The following is a 17,652-nucleotide window of genomic DNA, read 5'->3' on the forward strand; positions in this document are numbered from 1 at the left end:
TCCACTTGAGTGTCAGGCGCATCTTCTGAATCAGCTCAACCCACTGTTTCGGCATCTGCCTCGGTGAGGCGTGGGGGCGGCTGGATGCTGACTCAAGACCAGCGTCACCAGCCTCTCGATAGCGAGCAAGCCACTTATACACCGTGCGCCTACTGATGCCGAACGTGTGGGCGATATCTTTGATGGATTGTTGCTGACGTATGGCGCGATCAACGATCAGGGCTCGAATATGGGGCGTGGTTCGTGCATTCTTATGGGGGTTGTTCATGTCGGTTGTTCTGTGCTGTTTGTTTGGCGATAACCAGCATCTCGAACTTAACCGGCGTGAACAACCTCCTTAGCACCCACAGCTAGCACCCCGCGACCATACATGCTTCCTCATGCGCGAAATACCGGCGACGACGCTGCACTCCTGTATGAGTTCGACTCTCTCCAGCTTAGACACTCCTCTGCAATAGGTCTACACCCAGGCCTGTACTGACTGACACCGCAATCCATGAAAATAACTCATGGATTTATTATAAAAAATCAATATTACTCATCTAAATACAGCTGTATAAATCTCACTTTATTTCATCTGCTCCTACTTCTCGGCTACGAACAAGCTCGAAAAGTGAACAGAGCGACAAAAGTCAGGCTTTATTTTAAGAATCGGAACACGAAATAATCATGAGTCATAATTTCACATACAGCATTAAAAACATTCGGTTTGATCAACATTATCAACCATCAAGTGACACGCGTCTTACCACTAACTTTGCCAACCTGGCTCGCGGCGAAAAGCGGCAAGAAAACTTATACAGAACCATCAGCATGATCAATAATAGTTTTAACTCGCGTGTACACTGGGACAATCCCGGCGGTGATAGGTACTCAGTCGAGCTTGAAATTATTCATATCGACGTTGATATCGAAGGAAATGGCAAAAGTTTTCCTACGATCGAGTTTTTAAAAACTTACATTGTCGATCATAAAAATAATAGACGTATCGAAGGTATTGTTGGCAATAACTTCTCGTCCTATGTGCGCGACTATGATTTTAGTGTCTTACTTAAAAATCACAACAAAGGACGAAATCAGTTTTCCGTGCCTGATGGTTATGGTGATTTGCATGGGAAGATGTTTAAAGACTTTATTAAATCTTCTAATTACAAAGATAATTTTAATAAACTTCCGGTTATATGTTTAAGCGTATCAGATAATAAAACCTATTATCGAACCAGCAATCAACACCCTGTATTAGGTATTGAATACATACCTAATGAGCCATCTTTGACTGAAAGATATTTCAAGAAAATGGGCATGGACGTACGCTATTTTATGCCGCCAAATAGTGTTGCGCCTTTCGCTTTTTATTTCTTTGGCGACTTGCTGAACGACTATACCGATTTAGAGCTAATCAGTACCCTCAGCATTATGGAGACCTTCCAGAAAATTTATCGGCCGGAAATCTATAATGCACACTCCGTTGCAGGCGAAGAGTATAAGCCAAGCTTGAAAAACGAGGACTACTCATTGACGCAAGTGATTTATGATCGAGAGGAACGCAACCTTTTGGCGGTAAAACAAGGCAAATGGTGCGAAGATAACTTTATTCAACGTTATCAGCCTATCCTGGAAAAATGGGCTACAGAATTTGCCGCATAATTAATTACGCTACTGAATGGAATTTTTTATGAATAAACTACTTCCCACATCTACCGCTGGAAGTTTGCCTAAACCTTCATGGTTAGCAGAACCTGAAAAACTCTGGTCTCCTTGGAAATTAGAAGGTGATGAACTCGCTAAAGGAAAGCAGGATGCACTGCGTGTTACCCTGCAAGAGCAAAGAAATGCTGGTATTGATATCGTCAGTGATGGTGAGCAAACCCGTCAACATTTTGTAACAACATTTATCGAGAATTTGAGTGGCGTTGATTTCAAAAACAAAAAAACCGTCAGAATTCGAGATCGCTACGACGCTAGTGTTCCCGGTGTGATAGGCCCCGTCAGCCGTCAAAAACCTGTATTTGTCGAAGACGCAAAGTTCCTTCGGTCTCAAACTAGCCAGCCCATTAAATGGGCACTTCCGGGCCCTATGACCATGGTAGATACACTCTACGATGATTTTTACCAGGACCGTAAGGAGCTGGCTTTCGAATTCGCCAAGGCTCTGAACGAAGAAGCTAAAGAACTCGAAGCCGCGGGTGTCAACATCATTCAGTTTGATGAGCCTGCTTTTAACGTATTCCTCGATGAGGTTAGTGAATGGGGTATAGAAGCGTTAGAAAAAGCGACTGAAGGACTTAAATGCGAAACGGCGGTTCATATTTGTTATGGTTATGGTATCAAAGCCAATACTGACTGGAAAAAGACCCTGGGAACAGAATGGCGTCAATATGAGCGGACCTTTCCTGCAATTCAGAAATCAAGCATCGATATTGTTTCTCTAGAGTGCCATAACGGCCGTGTGCCATTGGAAGTGCTGGCGCTGCTTAAGGGTAAGAAAATCATGGTCGGTGCTATCGATGTAGCAACTGACACCATCGAAACGCCTGAAGAGGTTGCTGCGACCATTCGCGAAGCTCTTAAATATGTAGATGCGGATAAGATTTACCCATGCACTAATTGTGGTATGGCACCACTTTCACGAGAACTGGCCAGAGGTAAATTGAATGCACTGGCTGCTGGTGCAGAAATTGTTAGAAAAGAGCTATCTAAATAGTTTTCGGTAATACTATAACAGAGAGCACATAATTGGGGCTTTAATAGCCCCATTATTTATTCAATATAAAGATATCAATTAATGAATGTCATATATTTTCCAACGAACAACATACCGACTGTTTTAGCACTAGCTGTAACTGGGGTATTAGCAGGTGTTTTGGCAGATTTGTTGGGTGTAGGTGGTTGTATATACGTCACGTAGGGGCACCTCGATAGTAGTGCCAAAGAAACAGAGACCCAACACTTCTCCAAGGTGACCAATGCTCGACCAGATCACGTGCTTGCTTGGGTGTGGGCCTAGCAGAAAGCCCCTTCAAGCGTCCCAGAGCAACTAGTAAAGCTAGATCGTCGGCAGGAAAAATATCGCTTCGTTTCAAAGAGAACATCAGATAAATCTCAGCGCTCCAGCGGCCAAAGCCTCGCAATTCCATTATTGCCTCAATCGCCTTTTCATCACTCAAATCAGCAAGCCCGTCAACATCAAAACGTCCCGAGTAAACAGCCTCAGCCAAGCCTTTGGCATATTCAATCTTTCGCCAGGATAACCCTGCATCACGTAACGCTTGGTCATCCACATGTAACAATCCAGTGGCTGTCATATCAGGCACCAGAGCTGTTACTCGATCCATAATGACACGCGCGACTTCCGTCGAAATTTGCTGGCTTATAATGGTCGATAGAAACGTCTCAAAACCTTGTGGCCGATGGCGCGGAGGTGGCGGCCCCAGCTCTGTTAATGCATATTCAATATCCTTATCGATAAGGGCAAGAGCCTTCATTCCACAATCTATATCCTGTGCATTCATAAAGCTGCTCTTCACTTCAGGTTTTGAAAGACAAACTACTTGGCTGGCCAAGCAGTGGCAGCATAGCTCTATTCGTTCCCAAATAGCTCGCAGGTACCCGCGTTGCCAGCTTGCTTGAAAGCTTCGCAGCGGCCGTTAGGCTTTCGCTGTTACCCTGCGCCGCCAAAGCCGCCCATCGATGGCGGATAAACCCAGTGCTATCAGCGCCATTCCCACAAAATGGACAACCTCTAGTGTCTCGTTTAGGAGCAGCGAACCGAGCAATATTGCCGAGACAGGCACCAGCAATGTGACCAACAGCAGGTTGGTTGCTCCTGCCGATGCCAGTATTTTGAAATAGAGGACATAAGCTACTGCCGTTGAAAGAACGGCCAAGCCAAAGATTGCTCCCCATGTCCCTGTATTTATCTCGGTTATATCAGGTGGACCCTCTACAGCCAGGGCGATAGGTGCCAACACAAGCGCTGATGCTGTGACCTGGCCAGCCGCTGTAATGATCGGGTTTACAGCCATTGCCTTAAATCGGCGACCATATACACCCGCAAATGCGTAAGACAATGTTGCAGCAATGATAGCGACCTGCGCGAGTAAGCTGTTATCACCATCAATAGCGGGTAGACCGATCATCATAACTACCCCGATAAAGCCAATCATTACACCCACGATTTTTAATGGTGTAGCACGCTCGTCGGGCAACAGCATGCTTGCGACGACAACAGTGAAGATAGGGGTTGCAGCGTTAAGGATTGATGCCAGCCCCGAAGCTATTTGAGTTTGCCCCCAAACGATGAGCGCAAAGGGAATGACATTGTTCAACAGCCCCATTCCCAGAAATGCCGCCCAAACTTCCAGACTCTTTGGAGGTCGCAGCCCCATTACCAGCACGATGCACCATAACGTTATGGCTGCGATCCCGACTCTTAGAGTAACAATGGTTAATGGAGGAAGATCTGTAACAGCCACACCGACGAAGAAAAAGGACCCTCCCCATAGGACAGACAACGTAATCAGCATCGCCCACTCGCGAGTGCCCATAGTGGTGTTAATAGAAGATGTCATAGTGAATGTCAGCCCAAAATGAACACAGGTTGGAACCATCATAACGAGTGATCAAAAGACGAAACATCCGATTCTTGCATTCTAATTCGCTTTCAATACCAGGCCTGCATTCAGGACTCCTGATGCAACAACTCCATCGATTGAAAATTGCTTAGCAATAATCGGATGGACGCGCTCCTCGAAATCGGCTCAACTAGTATTATCAACTTCGCAAAAAGTACTACGTCATGTCGATGCCATCAGAACAGCAAATGCGAGCCGCAATAGAAGCAAGGGATGAGTCCTACGATGGACACTTCTTCTACGGCGTCATCACGACAGGCGTATTCTGCAAACCGTCCTGCTCCGCTCGCTCTGCCAAGCCTGAAAACCTGAGGTTTTTTTCTACTATTGAAAGCGCCATGTTGGCAGGCTTCAGGCCCTGTAAGCGCTGCCAGGCCACAGCAAAGATTCCACGAATAGATCGATTGGTGGAGATCGCCCGCCATATTGAAAAGCATGCTGATGAACGGCTAACACTGTCTAGTTTGGCTGAGTTAGCCGAACTGTCTCCCTCAAGACTGCAAAGAATATTCAAGGAAGCCTTTGGTATTTCACCAAAAGCCTACCAAGACGCTGTTCGAATGCGGCACTTCAAGCAATTATTGAAGGAAGGTGACAGCGTGACCAATGCGATTTTTTCCTCAGGTTTTGGCTCCATTAGTCGTGTCTATGGCGAAGCAACCCGCAATATCGGAATGACGCCAAAGGCCTATCGATCAGGCGGTGCTGGTGAGACCATTGCCTACGCATGCCGAAACACTGCACTGGGTCAGATGGCTATGGCCGCGACTGATAAAGGCGTCTGTTTTGTCCAATTTGGTGAGGATAAAGCATCATTGGTTACCAATTTAAAAGCGGAGTTCCCCAATGCTGAGTTGAGCGCCTCACCTGCGCAAGACGCTCCCGAACTTGATGCCTGGATGGAAGCCTTGGATCAACATATTAGTAAAGGGGCTCCCAGACCTGACCTGCCGCTTGATATGCGGGGCACAGCCTTTCAAATGAAGGTATGGCAGTTTCTGTTGAGCATCCAAGAAGGCAACGTTCTCAGTTATAGCGAGGTGGCTGAAAAAATCGACAAGCCCAAAGCGGTTCGGGCAGTGGCATCAGCGTGTGCAAAAAACCGTATAGGCGTGCTTATCCCTTGCCATCGGGTCTTGAGAGGAGACGGAAGCCTTGGCGGATACCGCTGGGGGCTGGAGCGAAAACGAGCCCTACTAGACGCGGAAAGAAAGCGGCGTTTTGGATAATCCTGCTGCCGCAAGCCGTCTGGTTCAGTTAATACTCGATAAGATCGAATGTTTGGTAAATTTCTTCCCCCAATACGAACGGACTCCACCAGAACTCCCTGACTCAGTTCATAGAGAAGTGAAGATGAGCGTCGGGCACTCATCCTCTATGTTATGCGAGAGAAGCGGCAGTTCCGGGTGATACCAGCTTCAGCCGACCGCTTCAAGCGACTCCGGCAGTATCTGCCCGCCATCCACGATCAACGTCTGGCCGGTGATATAGCTCGCCTCGGGTGACGCAAAAAACACCGCCGCATGGCCGATATCCTCGACTCGACCCAGCCGTTTCAAGGGTATGGACGCTGCCATCTGGCGCAGGTAGTCCTCGCCCATGCCCTCCAGCCCTTCGGTAATGATGTTACCCGGCATGACCGCATTGACGGTGATGCCATATTTGGCCAGCTCAATCGATGCGGTTCGCACGAATCCGAGCTGACCGGCCTTGCTGGCACCGTAATGCGACCAGCCCGGAAAACCGGTGACCGGCCCGGTGATGGACGAGGTCACCACGATGCGGCCACATTGGCTCGCTTTCAGCACCGGAAGGGCCGCCTGTACAGTATTGAACATGCCCTTGAGATTGGTATTGATGACCAGATCCCAGTCGTCTTCGGTCATGGTTTCAAGGTCTGCCGACGGGAAGATGCCCGCGTTTGCACACAACACGTCCAGTTGGCCAAACTTCGCCTGCACCGCGTTAACGGCGGCCTCCAGTGACGCACGATCTGTCACGTCAGCAGCCAAGCCCAACGCTTCCGTCTCAAGACTGTCCGCTGCCGCCTGAGCCTGTTCCAAATGTCGTGCCGCTATGGCAACTCTGTAACCCTTGTCCGCAAATACACGGGCAATCCCCAGCCCAATGCCCTTGCTTGCTCCGGTCACAAGCACTACGGGTTTGCTGTCATTCATGCCTATACCTCGTTCAATTCAGCCATGCGCCTGACGATCAGACCGTCCCTTCACCAAACAGTTTGAGCCCCACCACACCGGCGATGATCATGCCGATACAACCCATCCGAATCAGACCGCCCGGTTCCTGCATGAACAGGATACCGACAACCGCCAGTGCAGAGGCTCCAATCCCTGACCATACCGCATAGGCAGTTCCCACGGGAATGGTCCGCATGGCCAACGACAGCAATCCCAGACTGATCACGATCAGCGCCGCGGTAATCAACGAAGGCCACAGCCGGGTGAAGCCGTCACTGTATTTGAGGCCGAGCGCCCAAAGGCACTCCAGTACTCCGGCGATCAGCAGATAGATCCAGCCCATTCAACGCTCCGTTTCAGTTGGCCGGGTCGAAGCGCGACAGCCATTCGACAGCCAGGTCGTGATACCGCCCCAGTCCCTTGTATTCGATCAGCTCCGGCGGCAGGGTCTTGAGCACCCGGTGCATGCGGCGCGCCCAGTCCGGGTTGGTCACCAGATCGTCAAAGCTGATCAGGAAAGTACGAATACTGAACATCAGTGCATTGCTGCGCGGCATGCGATCCAGCACCTGCAGTTCCACTCGAAGGTGTACTTTCTCACCCACGTTATCAGCAGTAACGCTGGCCCGGTCGGTGCCCCAGTTCGGATAGGTTTCCGGCGAGGTGTCCATGCGTGCGTTGACAGTCAGGGTCCAGTTCAGGCGACGCACTGGACGCCCGACCGGAATGGCGGTCAGATACTTCAGGGCACGGTCAAACACGCCCATTTCGTGGGCCAGCGGGACCGGGCCGTGCCACTCGGAAAAGCTCATGCCGGCATCGAACGCCAGCGACCAGTCGGCTGGGCAGGTCACGATGCCCGCATCCAGGAACAGGTCACCATCACGCTGGTCCAATAGTGCGAAGTCGCCCTGTACCTGACGGCCCATGTACTCCATCGGTGGCAACGGCAAGGTGCTGCTGTCACCAAAGGTGAAGCTATCCTTGATATTGAGCAGCCGGTTTTCCCAGGTCCACTGGTCACCATCAACCTGCAGGCTGAAATGTTCGGGGTAATCCGCTGCCAGTGATGTCATGCATCGCTCGATCATATCCCAGCACGCGAGATCCATATGCGGCATCGCCAGACAGCGTTTGGGATTTTCTTCCAGCACGGTGGCACGCTCGGCCATCTCCGACAGATAGTGTTCGTCGATATCCAGCAGAAACTCAAACACTGACCCTTCCGGCCCCGGCGTCACGTGGGGCTCAATGTTGACCGAGTAGCGATACTCGTCCTCTGGAAACGGGAACGGAAAACGTGCAACGGCACCGGGGCTGTTGCTGTAGGTAAAGTCATCACGAAAGGTTTGTACGGGTTTGGGTGACATGCGCATAGCTGTCGCTCCTATAGGTCCAAAGTCAGGTGTTTGCCGGCGGCACGGGAGACGCAGGGCATGATGCAGCTGCCGCTGGAGCGCTCGTCGTTGGACAGGAAGTCATCTCGATGCTCAACATCGCCCTCAAGAACAGCCGTGCGACATTGGCCACAGACGCCTGCACGGCACAGATTGGGAACCTTGACGCCTTCACGCTCCAGCGCTTCAAGCAGGCTTTCATCGGCCGCTACGTCCACCGTTTTTCCGCTGTGGGTCAGCTGCGCCTTGAACGGCTCGCCCGGCTCGGGTGCGGCAAAGGCTTCGAAATGGATCAGGCTGTCTGGCCAGCCCAAAGCGGCTGCCGTGCTGCGAACACCGTCAATCAACGATTCAGGGCCACAGATATAGACATGGGTCCCCGGCCCCTGACCGCTCAACACGGCAGTCAGGTCACATTTATTACCCTGCACAGAGTCATAGCGATGGAGAGCCGATCCAAGTTGCTGCTGCAGTTGATCCAGATAGGCGCCGGTTTGACTGCTTCGATACAGATAGTGCAACTCGAAATCAGCACCCTTCCGTTTGAGTTCCGGGATATACGACATGAAGGGGGTGATGCCAACGCCACCTGCAATCAGCAGGTGTTTGCGGGCAGTCATCACGGGAGCAAAGAGGTTGGCCGGTGGTGTGATCGCCAGCTGGTCCCCTACGTTCACCTGTCCATGCATGAAAGAAGAACCGCCACGGGAGGCATCCTGCAACCGCACGGCGATGCTGTAACGCCGCGGTGTGGCAGGGTCGCCACACAGCGAATAGGCATTACGGATCTCGCGGGATGCTCCCGGCATGATCACCTGAACATGACTGCCGGGCGAGAATGCCGGCAGCCGGCCTTCAATCGCTTCCAGTTTGAACTCTCGAATCATCGGTGCCACCTGCTCGATGGCCATCACACGCACCGGTATGCTGTCGATACTCATTACTGCAACACCTCCTGTTCCGGCTGTTCATCAGGATCTTCAGCATTGATCTGCACCCCTACGTAGGCACCATGCAGACGGGCAAAATGATCCCGTACCAACAACAAACGACCACACCCTGTGCAGGTGTGAGGACTGGCTGTCACCCCTTCCATAAGGGTGTAGCAATGGGTACAGAATAACCGGCGGGCAGAACTGATCGGAGGCGCCAATTGAATCTGCTCATCGACCAGCCCGGCCGACAACGCTTGATTGCGTATGTCCCACAGAAAGCCTTCACTTCCGGCCACATACAATCGGGTGGTCACCGGCGCGTCATTCAGAATGTGTTGCAGGTAGCCCGACAGCGAGTTCGCCAGCGTACCCGGCGCATTGCCCGGTTCCGCCACCAGCCATTGTGCACCTGATTCAGCACACTGACGGTACAGCGGTTCCAGCAGGTGCTCTGCGTCTGACTCACTGACAAACAACTGTAGTCCTGCTGTCGCGACCAGCTCGGGTGGCGTATAGGTCGGACGACTCTTGATGGATGGATCGATCTGCATCACTACTCCTTTTGGGTTACCCAAAATTTATTAGTGGTGTAATTTATTTCTCCCTAGGAAAAGCAATTTTTCTGCCAAAATATGAAACCAGATAAATTTCAATACCTTAGGATTATCAATCCAAAACATCTCCTCTATAAGGGCACAGCAACAGTGCATTTCCGTATCCGGATGACTCAGCACAGGGCAGATGATCATTACGGTGCAAAAGTACCCCGGTTGACCCAAAACGGGTCGCACTTCAGCTCCCCATACCCAAATATTGGCCAAGGCCCGAGCCAGTTTTGATTGGGATTATTTTTTCACTCTATAAATCATGACGTTGAGTCTTAATGGCCCGGAACTTGCTTTCCTATCAGGAATAATAGTTCCTCTTCAGGAATTAATTATGATCTGTTACCAATGGAGAGAAAAATGGCTAATTCATGGCGTATCGCCGCACTGGCTGAAAGACATCGTGCCCTGGGCTCAAACCTTGAAGACTGGAACGGCCTGCCTACGGCATGGACCTACAGCAAAAGCGGTTACACTCTGGCCGATGAGCACGAAGCAATCCGTACCAAGGCAGGCTTGATGGATGTATCAGGCTTGAAGAAGGTGCACTACGTGGGTCCACATGCCGAGAGCCTGCTGGAGTGGGCCACCACGCGTGACATCTCCAAGCTGTATCCGGGCAAGGCGGTCTACGCGACCATGCTGAATGAAGCCGGCAAGTTTATTGATGACTGTGTTATATACCGCATGGGCCCCAACGCTTTCATGGTTGTACATGGCACCGGCGCCGGCTATGAACGCCTGACCCAGGCGGCACTGGGCAAACAGGTTGCCGTGCTGTTTGATGACGATATGCACGATCTTTCGCTGCAAGGCCCCACTGCAGTGGATTTCCTCGCTGAGCATATCCCCGGAATCCGGGATCTGGCCTACTTCCACCACACGCACGCACGCCTGTTCGGTTGCCCGATCACCATTTCACGCACCGGCTATACCGGCGAGCGCGGTTACGAGATCTTCTGTAAGGCGGCCGACGCCACTACCATTTGGGACGGCATTCTGGAGCACGGCAAAGCGTTCGGCATCATTCCCTGCTCTTTCACCGCGCTCGACTGGCTGCGTACCGAAAGTTACCTGCTGTTCTATCCGTTCGATAACTCCGAGATGTACCCGTTCGAAAACGAACCGGCCGGCGATACACTTTGGGAGCTGGGCCTGGATTTCACAGTGTCCAAGGACAAGACAGAATTCTGCGGTGCTTACGAGCACTTCCGCCTGCAGGGCAAAGAGCGATTCAAGATTTTCGGTGTTTTGCTGGAAGGAAAAGAGGCCGCTTCCGAGGGTGATGAACTCTGGGCCGATGGCAAAAAGGTGGGGGTTATCACCTGCGCCATGTATTCACGCCTGACCGACAGATCAATGGCAATCGCTCGTCTTGAAGTGCCCTACGCCGAGCAGGGCACCCCGCTTCAGGTCAAAGGTAGCCTTGAGGTATCGGCCATCGCCCATACCCTGCCATTTGATGATCCCGAGAAAATAAAGCGTACCGCTAAGGGCTGATCAGGCCTGACACACCGAGGGGGCCTGTTTCCATAAACAGCCCTTTTCGGTTGGATCATCACACGTAGCTGCAGCGGTCACTGCCCCTCAGTATAGCCATAGCCGCGCAGAAACAGGTCAACACAACTCACAATGTAACGATCAATCTCTTCATCACTCAGCTGAGGAGTAATACCCAGCTCGGAGCGTAGCTTGGCCTCCCCCATCACCATCATCAGGAACTGAATGGCGGCATGGCGTGGCTGCTCCATGACAACCCGGCCCAACTCGGCTTCACGCCCCAGCATATCGGTGAACCCCTGAATCATGACCTGAGGCCCGGCGGCAAAAAAAAGTGCTGCCGCTTGCGGTTGAGTATCGACCTGGGCCACACAGGTTCGGTGCACGCAGCGCGCTTCTTCAGACAGTATTAACTGAATGAAGTGACGACCGATGTCGAGCAACCGTTCCCGCAAAGAGCCATCTTCACGCACCAGCAGATCAACCAGGTTATAGCGATCGCACTTGCACCGAATGGCAGCCGTAAAAAGATCATCCTTACAGCCAAAGTGACTGTACACCGTCTGCTTGGACACGCCCGCCTGCTGCGCCACCATTTCCATGCTGGTATCGGTAAAACCATGCTGCACAAACAGCGTCGAGGCAGCGTCCAGTATCTGCTCACGTTTGGCTGCACTGCTGGGTCTCAAAAGCACTCTCCTGATATTTGGAACAAAATCATACTATACAGTCCAGTCTATTGACTCTAAACTAAACTCATCAGTCCATTATTATAGCCCTTATGGCCCTACTCATATGAATCTTTTCCGCCCCTTGTGTGTTGCAACACTGTGTATTGTGATTCTTTCGGGCTGCAACAGCAGCGATGACACTGTCTTGGCCATTGCCGAACCGCTGACTGTTTCGGTGTTCACACTTGAGCCCCGGCAGGCCTACACCATTGAACACCGCTATGCAGGGACCGTTGAGGTCAAGCAGAACAGTGCGCTGGGCTTCGAAGCCGGTGGCAAACTGGCACTCATCAATGTCAACGAAGGTGCGAGCGTCAAGGCCGGTCAAGTGCTGGCCCGGCTTGATACCCAACTGCTGGAAGCCGAAACAACTCAGCTACAGGCCCAGCGCAACGAGATCAAGGCCAGGCTCAAACTGGCCAAAGCCAGCCTGAACCGCTTCACGGCCCTGCAGCAGAAGGGATATGCCTCGGCCCAAAATCTGGATGAGCTGAACGCTGAAGTAGAAGCCCTGCAAGCCTCGGTGGCCGTCACTGACAGTGCCCTTGCGGCCAACCGCCTGCGATTGGAAAAGTCCGTACTGCATGCCCCCTTTGAGGCCCGTATTGCACAACGTCTGGCCGATGAAGGCGAAGTTGTCGCGGCCGGCCAACCTGTTCTCCAACTGCTGTCTGTCGCCAACGCCGAGGTGAGTGTCGGCCTACCGCCCGAACAGGCCAGTGCACTGCGTGAGGACAGGCTCTACACCCTGTACGCCGGACAACGCACCCTGCAGGCGCGCCTGCTCAGTGTGGGTGCCGACCTGAATCCGGGGACACGTACTTTGCAGGCGCGACTGATGCCGCTTGACGATACTGGCCTGGTCAATGGCGAACTGGTGCAGCTGTCACTGCCGCAGGACTATGCGGCATCAGGCTTTTCGGTACCCCTGAGCGCACTGACCGAAGGTGTTCGCGGCCTGTGGAATCTTTACGCGCTCAAGCAAACTGACGCGGGCACGATTGTCGAGGCGCGTGATATCCGCGTACTGCACAGTGATCAGCAAACTGCCTATATAACCGGTGCCGTCACAGGGGGTGAGCAGATCATCGTCAGCGGCTTGCACCGGGTTGTACCCGGACAAAAGGTCTCGCCTGCGAACCCGGCCCTTTCCACTGAAGGACGACCCGAATGAAGGCTGCTCTGTTCAACGGTCGTTTGCTGGCACTGCTGGTGGCTCTGCTGATCGTGGCCGGCATGGCCGCCCTGCACAGCCTGCCGCGAATGGAAGACCCGCGTGTGCTTGCACGCATCGCAACCGTTATTACGCACCTCCCCGGAGCCAGTGCCGAACGGGTCGAAGCGCAAATTTCCGAGCCGATCGAAAATGCCCTGCGTGAACTGGCCGACATCAAACTGATCAGTTCTACCTCCCGCCCCGGCATCTCCTTTGTCAGTCTGGAGCTGGAGGATCGCGTCACCGATGTGGCGCCGATCTGGTCACGCGCCCGGGATCTGCTCAATGACCTTACTCCTCAACTGCCCACCGGCAGCTCGGCACCACAACTGGAAGATGACCGTGGCTATGCCTTCACCCTTCTGATCGGATTGCGCTGGTCAGACACCACACCACCGGATATGGCCACTCTGGGGCGCTATGCCAAAGAGCTTGAAAGCCGCATGCGAACCTTGAACGGCACTGACTACGTTGAGGTGTATGGCGAGCAGCAGGAGGAGATACGCGTTGAAGTTGACCCGGAACAGGCAGGCGCTCGGGGCCTGACCATTCCTGCCATTGCAGGAGCCGTACAACGGGCGGATGCCCGTATCGCCGCGGGTGAGATCACCAACGATGAGACACAGTTTCAGATCGAAATCACCGGTGCACTGGATACAGCCGAACGCATCCGCGCCATTCCGATTCAGACCGATGCCGATGGTCATCTCAGCCGAGTGGGTGACATCGCCCGCGTCGAACCCGCGCTGCGCTTCCCGACGCGGGAGCAGGTCAGCATTGATGCCGAACCGGGGGTTGTGATCGGTGTGCGCATGCTGCCGCATCTGCGTGTGGATCAGTGGACCGCTTCAGCCCGAGAGCGACTGGACCTGTTCAATGACAGCCTGCCCGCCAATATCGAAGCGCACATTCTGTTTGATCAAAGCGGCTATACCCAAACGCGACTGCAGGAACTGGTGCTCAATGTTGCCGAGGGGTTTGTCATTATCCTGTTGGTTCTAATGGTCACGCTGGGGCTGCGCGCGGCCCTGATCACCGCTGTTGCACTGCCGCTGACCACGCTGTTCACGCTCGCCTGCATGAATGCGTACGGTTTGCCGATCCACCAGATGTCTGTCACCGGGCTGGTGGTTGCGTTGGGCATCATGATCGATAATGCCATTGTTATGGTCGACAGCATTCAGCATCGCCGACAGCAGGGTGCATCCGCCCAAGAGGCCGTAATCGAGTCGGTCAAACACTTCTGGTTGCCACTGCTGGGCTCGACCCTGACCACCATTCTCGCTTTCATGCCGATTGTGCTGATGCCAGGACCCGCCGGTGAGTTTGTTGGCGGTATCGCCATCAGTGTGATCTTTGCCTTGATTGGTTCATGGCTGCTGTCACATACACTGATCGCCGCCATGGCCGGCCGCTATCTTCGCCCGGTACCACGCGGTACCGACCACTGGTATCGCACCGGCCTGCACCTGCCAGCGCTGGCGCGCATGTTCACACAGAGTCTGCAACTGGCTCTGCGCCACCCCTGGCGTGCCGGAATACTGGTCATGATATTGCCGCTGACCGGTTTCTGGAGTGCTGGCCAGCTGACTGAGCAATTTTTTCCGCCGTCTGATCGGGATATGTTCCATATCGAACTGCATCTGCCGCCGCAATCCAGCCTCCAGCATACCGCTGCCGTCACCACCGATATCAGTGCCCTGTTGACGGAATATCCCGCCATCCAACAGGTCACATGGTTCATTGGCAACAGTGTCCCGCCCTTCTATTACAATCTGGTTCCCCTGAACGATGGCAAACCCAACTACGCCCAGGCAATGATCACCACCGCCGACGTTACCAGCGCCAACCGGTTAATTCCGCAGCTGCAGCAGCGCCTTGATCAGGCTCTGCCTGGCGCCCAGATTCTGGTACGCCAACTGGATCAGGGCCCTCCGTTCAACGCCCCGATCGAACTGCGCCTGTATGGCCCGTCACTGGATCGACTCAAGGTTCTGGGGGATGAAGCGCGGCGAATTCTTTCGACTGTGCCACAGGTTATTCACACCCGCGCCACATTGCAGTCCGGCATGCCCAAGGTCTGGCTGGATGTGAATGAAGCCTCGGCCCGGGTTGCCGGTCTGGGTTTGCGCGAGATTGCCCAGCAGTTACAAACCGCACTACAGGGTGTCGATGCCGGTGAACTCCTGGACGGCACCGAGTCCATTCCCGTCAGAGTCAGAATCGCCGATGAACGGCGCCAGTCTGCCGCCGCACTGGAGCAGCTGCACATCAGCACCCCGACCGCAGGGAACATCCCGCTTAGTGCACTGGCATCGATCAGCCTGCAGCCGAGTCTGGGCGCCATTCCCCGCCGCAATGGTGAGCGCGTCAACGTTATCGAGGGGTTTCTCGGTTTTGGCGTTCTGCCCGGTAGCGCCCTGCAGACATACAAACAGGCACTGGATGAGGCAGGGTTCGAACTCCCCGCAGGCTATCGGCTGGAGATCGGCGGTGAAGCGTCTGAGCGTGACCGTGCGGTCGGCAACCTAATGGCCAATGTGGGCATTATTGTTGTGCTGCTGATCGCAGTGGTGGTGCTCTCGTTCAACTCCTTCCGTATCAGCGGTCTGATCTTTGCGACTGCACTTCAAGCGGCCGGGTTGGGGTTGCTGACCGTTTGGCTGTTCGGCTACCCGTTCGGCTTTACCGTCATCATTGCCCTGCTGGGCTTAATGGGGCTGGCCATCAATGCGGCCATCGTCATTCTGGCAGAACTCAAGGCTGATCCGAATGCAGCCAGGGGGGATATTCACGCCATCACCCAAGCGGTTCAGAGCTGCACCCGCCACATCAGTTCAACCACCATCACCACCATCGGGGGCTTTATGCCGCTGATTCTGGCGGGTGGCGGTTTCTGGCCCCCCTTCGCGGTTGCCATCGCCGGAGGCACTCTGCTGACCACATTGCTCTCGTTCTATTTTGTACCGTCCTGCTTCCTCTTGATGACCCGTCACCGCACTTTCGGAAGCACGTCCATGCAGGCAGATGACCTGCTGTTGATGAGTGACAACCGGCAAGCCTGATTGCAAGGCTTCGCCGGGCGCACAAAAAAAGGCCCCGAAGGGCCTTTGACTCTGGAGGAGTCCTTTTTGCCGTCACTTACTGCTCATGTGCTCCGGACCAAATTCCGGGTATGCCTGCATGCCACATTCATGCACATCCATGCCTTCCATTTCCTCTTCTTCGCTGACACGCAGCCCCATGATCACCTTGATCACCAGCAACACTGCCATACTGGCCAGGAACATCCAGGCGAAGGTTGCTGCGGTACCGATCAACTGCCCCATGAACGTTGCATCTTCGTTGCTCAGCAGCACCGCGAAGATACCCCAGATACCGGCAGAACCATGCACCGAGATCGCACCAACAGGGTCATCCAGCTTAAGCTTGTCCAGTGCCAGTACTGAGCCCACGACCACCAGACCACCTACAGCACCGATCAAGCTGGCCAGACCTGCAGAAGGCTGAAGCGGCTCGGCGGTAATGGCAACCAGACCGGCCAGTGCACCGTTGATGGTCATGGTCAGGTCGGTTTTGCCGAACAGGAAGCGGGCGAACAGAGCCGCGACGACCATACCTGCAGCAGCTGCAGCATTGGTGTTAACAAAGATCTTGGCCACGGCGTTGGCTTCTTCCACATTGGCGATCTTCAGCTCGGAGCCGCCGTTGAAGCCGAACCAGCCCATCCACAGGATGAACATGCCCAGCGTGGCCATCGGCAGGTTGGCACCCGGAATCGCACGTACTTCACCGTTCTTGCCATACTTGCCCTTGCGTGGACCCACGAGGATAACCGCTGCCAGCGCTGCGGCTGCACCCGCCATGTGCACCACAACCGAGCCGGCGAAATCCTGGAAGCCAAGCTGGTCAAGGAAGCCACCGCCCCATTTCCAGTAACCTTCTACCGGATAGATCACGGCAACCATGAAAACCGAGAAGATCAGAAACGGCCACAGTTTCATGCGCTCGGCAACCGCACCGGAGACAATCGACATGGTTGCAGCGGCAAACACAGCCTGGAAGATGAAGTCAGCCATGCTGGAGTAATAGGGCGCATCATCACCACCGGCTGTAACAGACTCGGTGCTATTGTCTCCGCCCAGCAGGAAGTCGATGCCCGGAATCACCGAGCTGATCGGGTTGGCGGGATACATGACGTTGTAACCCACGACGAGATAAACAATACAAGCCACGCCGTACAGCAGCGCGTTCTTGTTGAGGATTTCCACCGTATTCTTGGCACGCACCAAACCTGCTTCGAGCATGGCAAAACCGGCTGCCATCCACATCACCAGTGCGGTACACATCAAGAAATAGAAGGTGTCGAGGGCATAGCCCAGTTCCAGCACCATACTTTCCATTAGCACTCTCCTAACGTCTCTTGTTCGGTATCC

The 17,652-nt window shown here is 53.7% G+C and carries 16 protein-coding genes; 6 read left to right on the top strand and 10 right to left on the bottom strand.

The annotated features are described in order from the left end of the window. The coding region (locus BLV48_RS15350) for a leucine zipper domain-containing protein (RefSeq protein WP_139253937.1) at window positions 1-268 on the bottom strand (268 nt) is incomplete at its 3' end. A gap of 401 nt (window positions 269-669) precedes the next feature. Here BLV48_RS15350 and BLV48_RS15355 point away from each other — a divergent pair. Both BLV48_RS15355 and BLV48_RS15360 read left to right on the top strand, forming a co-directional pair. After that, entirely contained in the window at window positions 670-1,647 is a 978-nt protein-coding gene (locus tag BLV48_RS15355; protein ID WP_091827678.1) for a putative oxygenase MesX, read from the top strand. A 28-nt stretch (window positions 1,648-1,675) separates the two neighbouring features. After that, entirely contained in the window at window positions 1,676-2,704 is a 1,029-nt protein-coding gene (locus BLV48_RS15360) for a methionine synthase (protein ID WP_091827679.1), read from the top strand. 196 nt (window positions 2,705-2,900) lie between these two features. Here the strand turns inward: BLV48_RS15360 and BLV48_RS15365 are convergent, their stop codons facing one another. After that, window positions 2,901-3,512, bottom strand: coding sequence for a DNA-3-methyladenine glycosylase family protein (locus BLV48_RS15365; RefSeq protein WP_091827680.1), 612 nt, complete (start codon window positions 3,510-3,512; stop codon window positions 2,901-2,903). Between the two features lie 135 nt (window positions 3,513-3,647). Next, window positions 3,648-4,526: a DMT family transporter gene (locus BLV48_RS15370; protein ID WP_254775062.1), complete on the bottom strand. Its 879-nt coding sequence runs from the start codon at window positions 4,524-4,526 to the stop codon at window positions 3,648-3,650. 272 nt (window positions 4,527-4,798) lie between these two features. Here BLV48_RS15370 and ada point away from each other — a divergent pair, with 272 nt between their 5' ends. Beyond that, the gene (gene ada / locus BLV48_RS15375) at window positions 4,799-5,863 is read left to right on the top strand and encodes a bifunctional DNA-binding transcriptional regulator/O6-methylguanine-DNA methyltransferase Ada (RefSeq protein WP_091827681.1); all 1,065 of its coding nucleotides are present in this window, start codon (window positions 4,799-4,801) and stop codon (window positions 5,861-5,863) included. A 189-nt stretch (window positions 5,864-6,052) separates the two neighbouring features. Here ada and fabG read toward each other — a convergent pair whose 3' ends face one another. Genes fabG through BLV48_RS15400 form a run of 5 tightly spaced genes read right to left on the bottom strand, consistent with a single transcriptional unit; the run spans window position 6,053 to window position 9,715 of the window. Continuing rightward, window positions 6,053-6,811: a 3-oxoacyl-ACP reductase FabG gene (gene fabG / locus BLV48_RS15380; protein ID WP_091827682.1), complete on the bottom strand. Its 759-nt coding sequence runs from the start codon at window positions 6,809-6,811 to the stop codon at window positions 6,053-6,055. A 37-nt stretch (window positions 6,812-6,848) separates the two neighbouring features. Beyond that, the gene (locus BLV48_RS15385; protein ID WP_091827683.1) at window positions 6,849-7,175 is read right to left on the bottom strand and encodes a DMT family transporter; all 327 of its coding nucleotides are present in this window, start codon (window positions 7,173-7,175) and stop codon (window positions 6,849-6,851) included. A gap of 13 nt (window positions 7,176-7,188) precedes the next feature. Beyond that, on the bottom strand, window positions 7,189-8,208 hold the full coding sequence (locus BLV48_RS15390; protein ID WP_091827684.1) for a heme-dependent oxidative N-demethylase family protein: 1,020 nt from the start codon (window positions 8,206-8,208) through the stop codon (window positions 7,189-7,191). Between the two features lie 11 nt (window positions 8,209-8,219). Continuing rightward, a complete protein-coding gene (locus BLV48_RS15395) occupies window positions 8,220-9,170 on the bottom strand; it encodes a PDR/VanB family oxidoreductase (protein ID WP_091827685.1) in 951 nt (316 codons plus the stop codon). Then, a complete protein-coding gene (locus BLV48_RS15400; RefSeq protein ID WP_091827686.1) occupies window positions 9,170-9,715 on the bottom strand; it encodes a dimethylamine monooxygenase subunit DmmA family protein in 546 nt (181 codons plus the stop codon). Before BLV48_RS15400 ends, BLV48_RS15395 begins: the two co-directional genes overlap by 1 nt. A gap of 414 nt (window positions 9,716-10,129) precedes the next feature. On the opposite strand from BLV48_RS15400, the gene BLV48_RS15405 reads away from it, so the two are divergent. Then, window positions 10,130-11,269, top strand: coding sequence for an aminomethyl transferase family protein (locus BLV48_RS15405; RefSeq protein ID WP_091827687.1), 1,140 nt, complete (start codon window positions 10,130-10,132; stop codon window positions 11,267-11,269). Between the two features lie 77 nt (window positions 11,270-11,346). Here BLV48_RS15405 and BLV48_RS18795 read toward each other — a convergent pair whose 3' ends face one another. After that, entirely contained in the window at window positions 11,347-11,958 is a 612-nt protein-coding gene (locus BLV48_RS18795; RefSeq protein WP_175527698.1) for a TetR/AcrR family transcriptional regulator, read from the bottom strand. 106 nt (window positions 11,959-12,064) lie between these two features. Here BLV48_RS18795 and BLV48_RS15420 point away from each other — a divergent pair, with 106 nt between their 5' ends. Together BLV48_RS15420 and BLV48_RS15425 are read left to right on the top strand one after the other, a co-directional pair. Then, window positions 12,065-13,174, top strand: a complete 1,110-nt coding sequence (locus BLV48_RS15420) for an efflux RND transporter periplasmic adaptor subunit (protein WP_175527699.1) — start codon at window positions 12,065-12,067, stop codon at window positions 13,172-13,174. Continuing rightward, window positions 13,171-16,281 (top strand): efflux RND transporter permease subunit, encoded by a 3,111-nt coding sequence (locus BLV48_RS15425; protein ID WP_091827690.1) that lies wholly within the window; start codon window positions 13,171-13,173, stop codon window positions 16,279-16,281. Before BLV48_RS15420 ends, BLV48_RS15425 begins: the two co-directional genes overlap by 4 nt. 72 nt (window positions 16,282-16,353) lie before the next feature. On the opposite strand, the gene BLV48_RS15430 is transcribed toward BLV48_RS15425, so the two are convergent. Continuing rightward, window positions 16,354-17,619 (bottom strand): ammonium transporter, encoded by a 1,266-nt coding sequence (locus tag BLV48_RS15430; RefSeq protein WP_091827691.1) that lies wholly within the window; start codon window positions 17,617-17,619, stop codon window positions 16,354-16,356. Between the last annotated feature and the right edge of the window lie 33 nt (window positions 17,620-17,652).

This window comes from Marinobacterium iners DSM 11526 (assembly GCF_900107855.1).
GTDB lineage: Bacteria > Pseudomonadota > Gammaproteobacteria > Pseudomonadales > Balneatricaceae > Marinobacterium > Marinobacterium iners.

Excerpts from the sequence above, each read along its gene's own strand:
- BLV48_RS15355 (WP_091827678.1), top strand. The coding sequence starts at position 670 with ATGAGTCATAATTTCACATACAGCATTAAAAACATTCGGTTTGATCAA.
- BLV48_RS15360 (WP_091827679.1), top strand. The coding sequence starts at position 1,676 with ATGAATAAACTACTTCCCACATCTACCGCTGGAAGTTTGCCTAAACCT.
- BLV48_RS15365 (WP_091827680.1), bottom strand. The coding sequence starts at position 3,512 with ATGAATGCACAGGATATAGATTGTGGAATGAAGGCTCTTGCCCTTATC.
- BLV48_RS15370 (WP_254775062.1), bottom strand. The coding sequence starts at position 4,526 with ATGCTGATTACGTTGTCTGTCCTATGGGGAGGGTCCTTTTTCTTCGTC.
- ada (WP_091827681.1), top strand. The coding sequence starts at position 4,799 with ATGTCGATGCCATCAGAACAGCAAATGCGAGCCGCAATAGAAGCAAGG.
- fabG (WP_091827682.1), bottom strand. The coding sequence starts at position 6,811 with ATGAATGACAGCAAACCCGTAGTGCTTGTGACCGGAGCAAGCAAGGGC.
- BLV48_RS15385 (WP_091827683.1), bottom strand. The coding sequence starts at position 7,175 with ATGGGCTGGATCTATCTGCTGATCGCCGGAGTACTGGAGTGCCTTTGG.
- BLV48_RS15390 (WP_091827684.1), bottom strand. The coding sequence starts at position 8,208 with ATGCGCATGTCACCCAAACCCGTACAAACCTTTCGTGATGACTTTACC.
- BLV48_RS15395 (WP_091827685.1), bottom strand. The coding sequence starts at position 9,170 with ATGAGTATCGACAGCATACCGGTGCGTGTGATGGCCATCGAGCAGGTG.
- BLV48_RS15400 (WP_091827686.1), bottom strand. The coding sequence starts at position 9,715 with ATGCAGATCGATCCATCCATCAAGAGTCGTCCGACCTATACGCCACCC.
- BLV48_RS15405 (WP_091827687.1), top strand. The coding sequence starts at position 10,130 with ATGGCTAATTCATGGCGTATCGCCGCACTGGCTGAAAGACATCGTGCC.
- BLV48_RS15420 (WP_175527699.1), top strand. The coding sequence starts at position 12,065 with ATGAATCTTTTCCGCCCCTTGTGTGTTGCAACACTGTGTATTGTGATT.
- BLV48_RS15425 (WP_091827690.1), top strand. The coding sequence starts at position 13,171 with ATGAAGGCTGCTCTGTTCAACGGTCGTTTGCTGGCACTGCTGGTGGCT.
- BLV48_RS15430 (WP_091827691.1), bottom strand. The coding sequence starts at position 17,619 with ATGGAAAGTATGGTGCTGGAACTGGGCTATGCCCTCGACACCTTCTAT.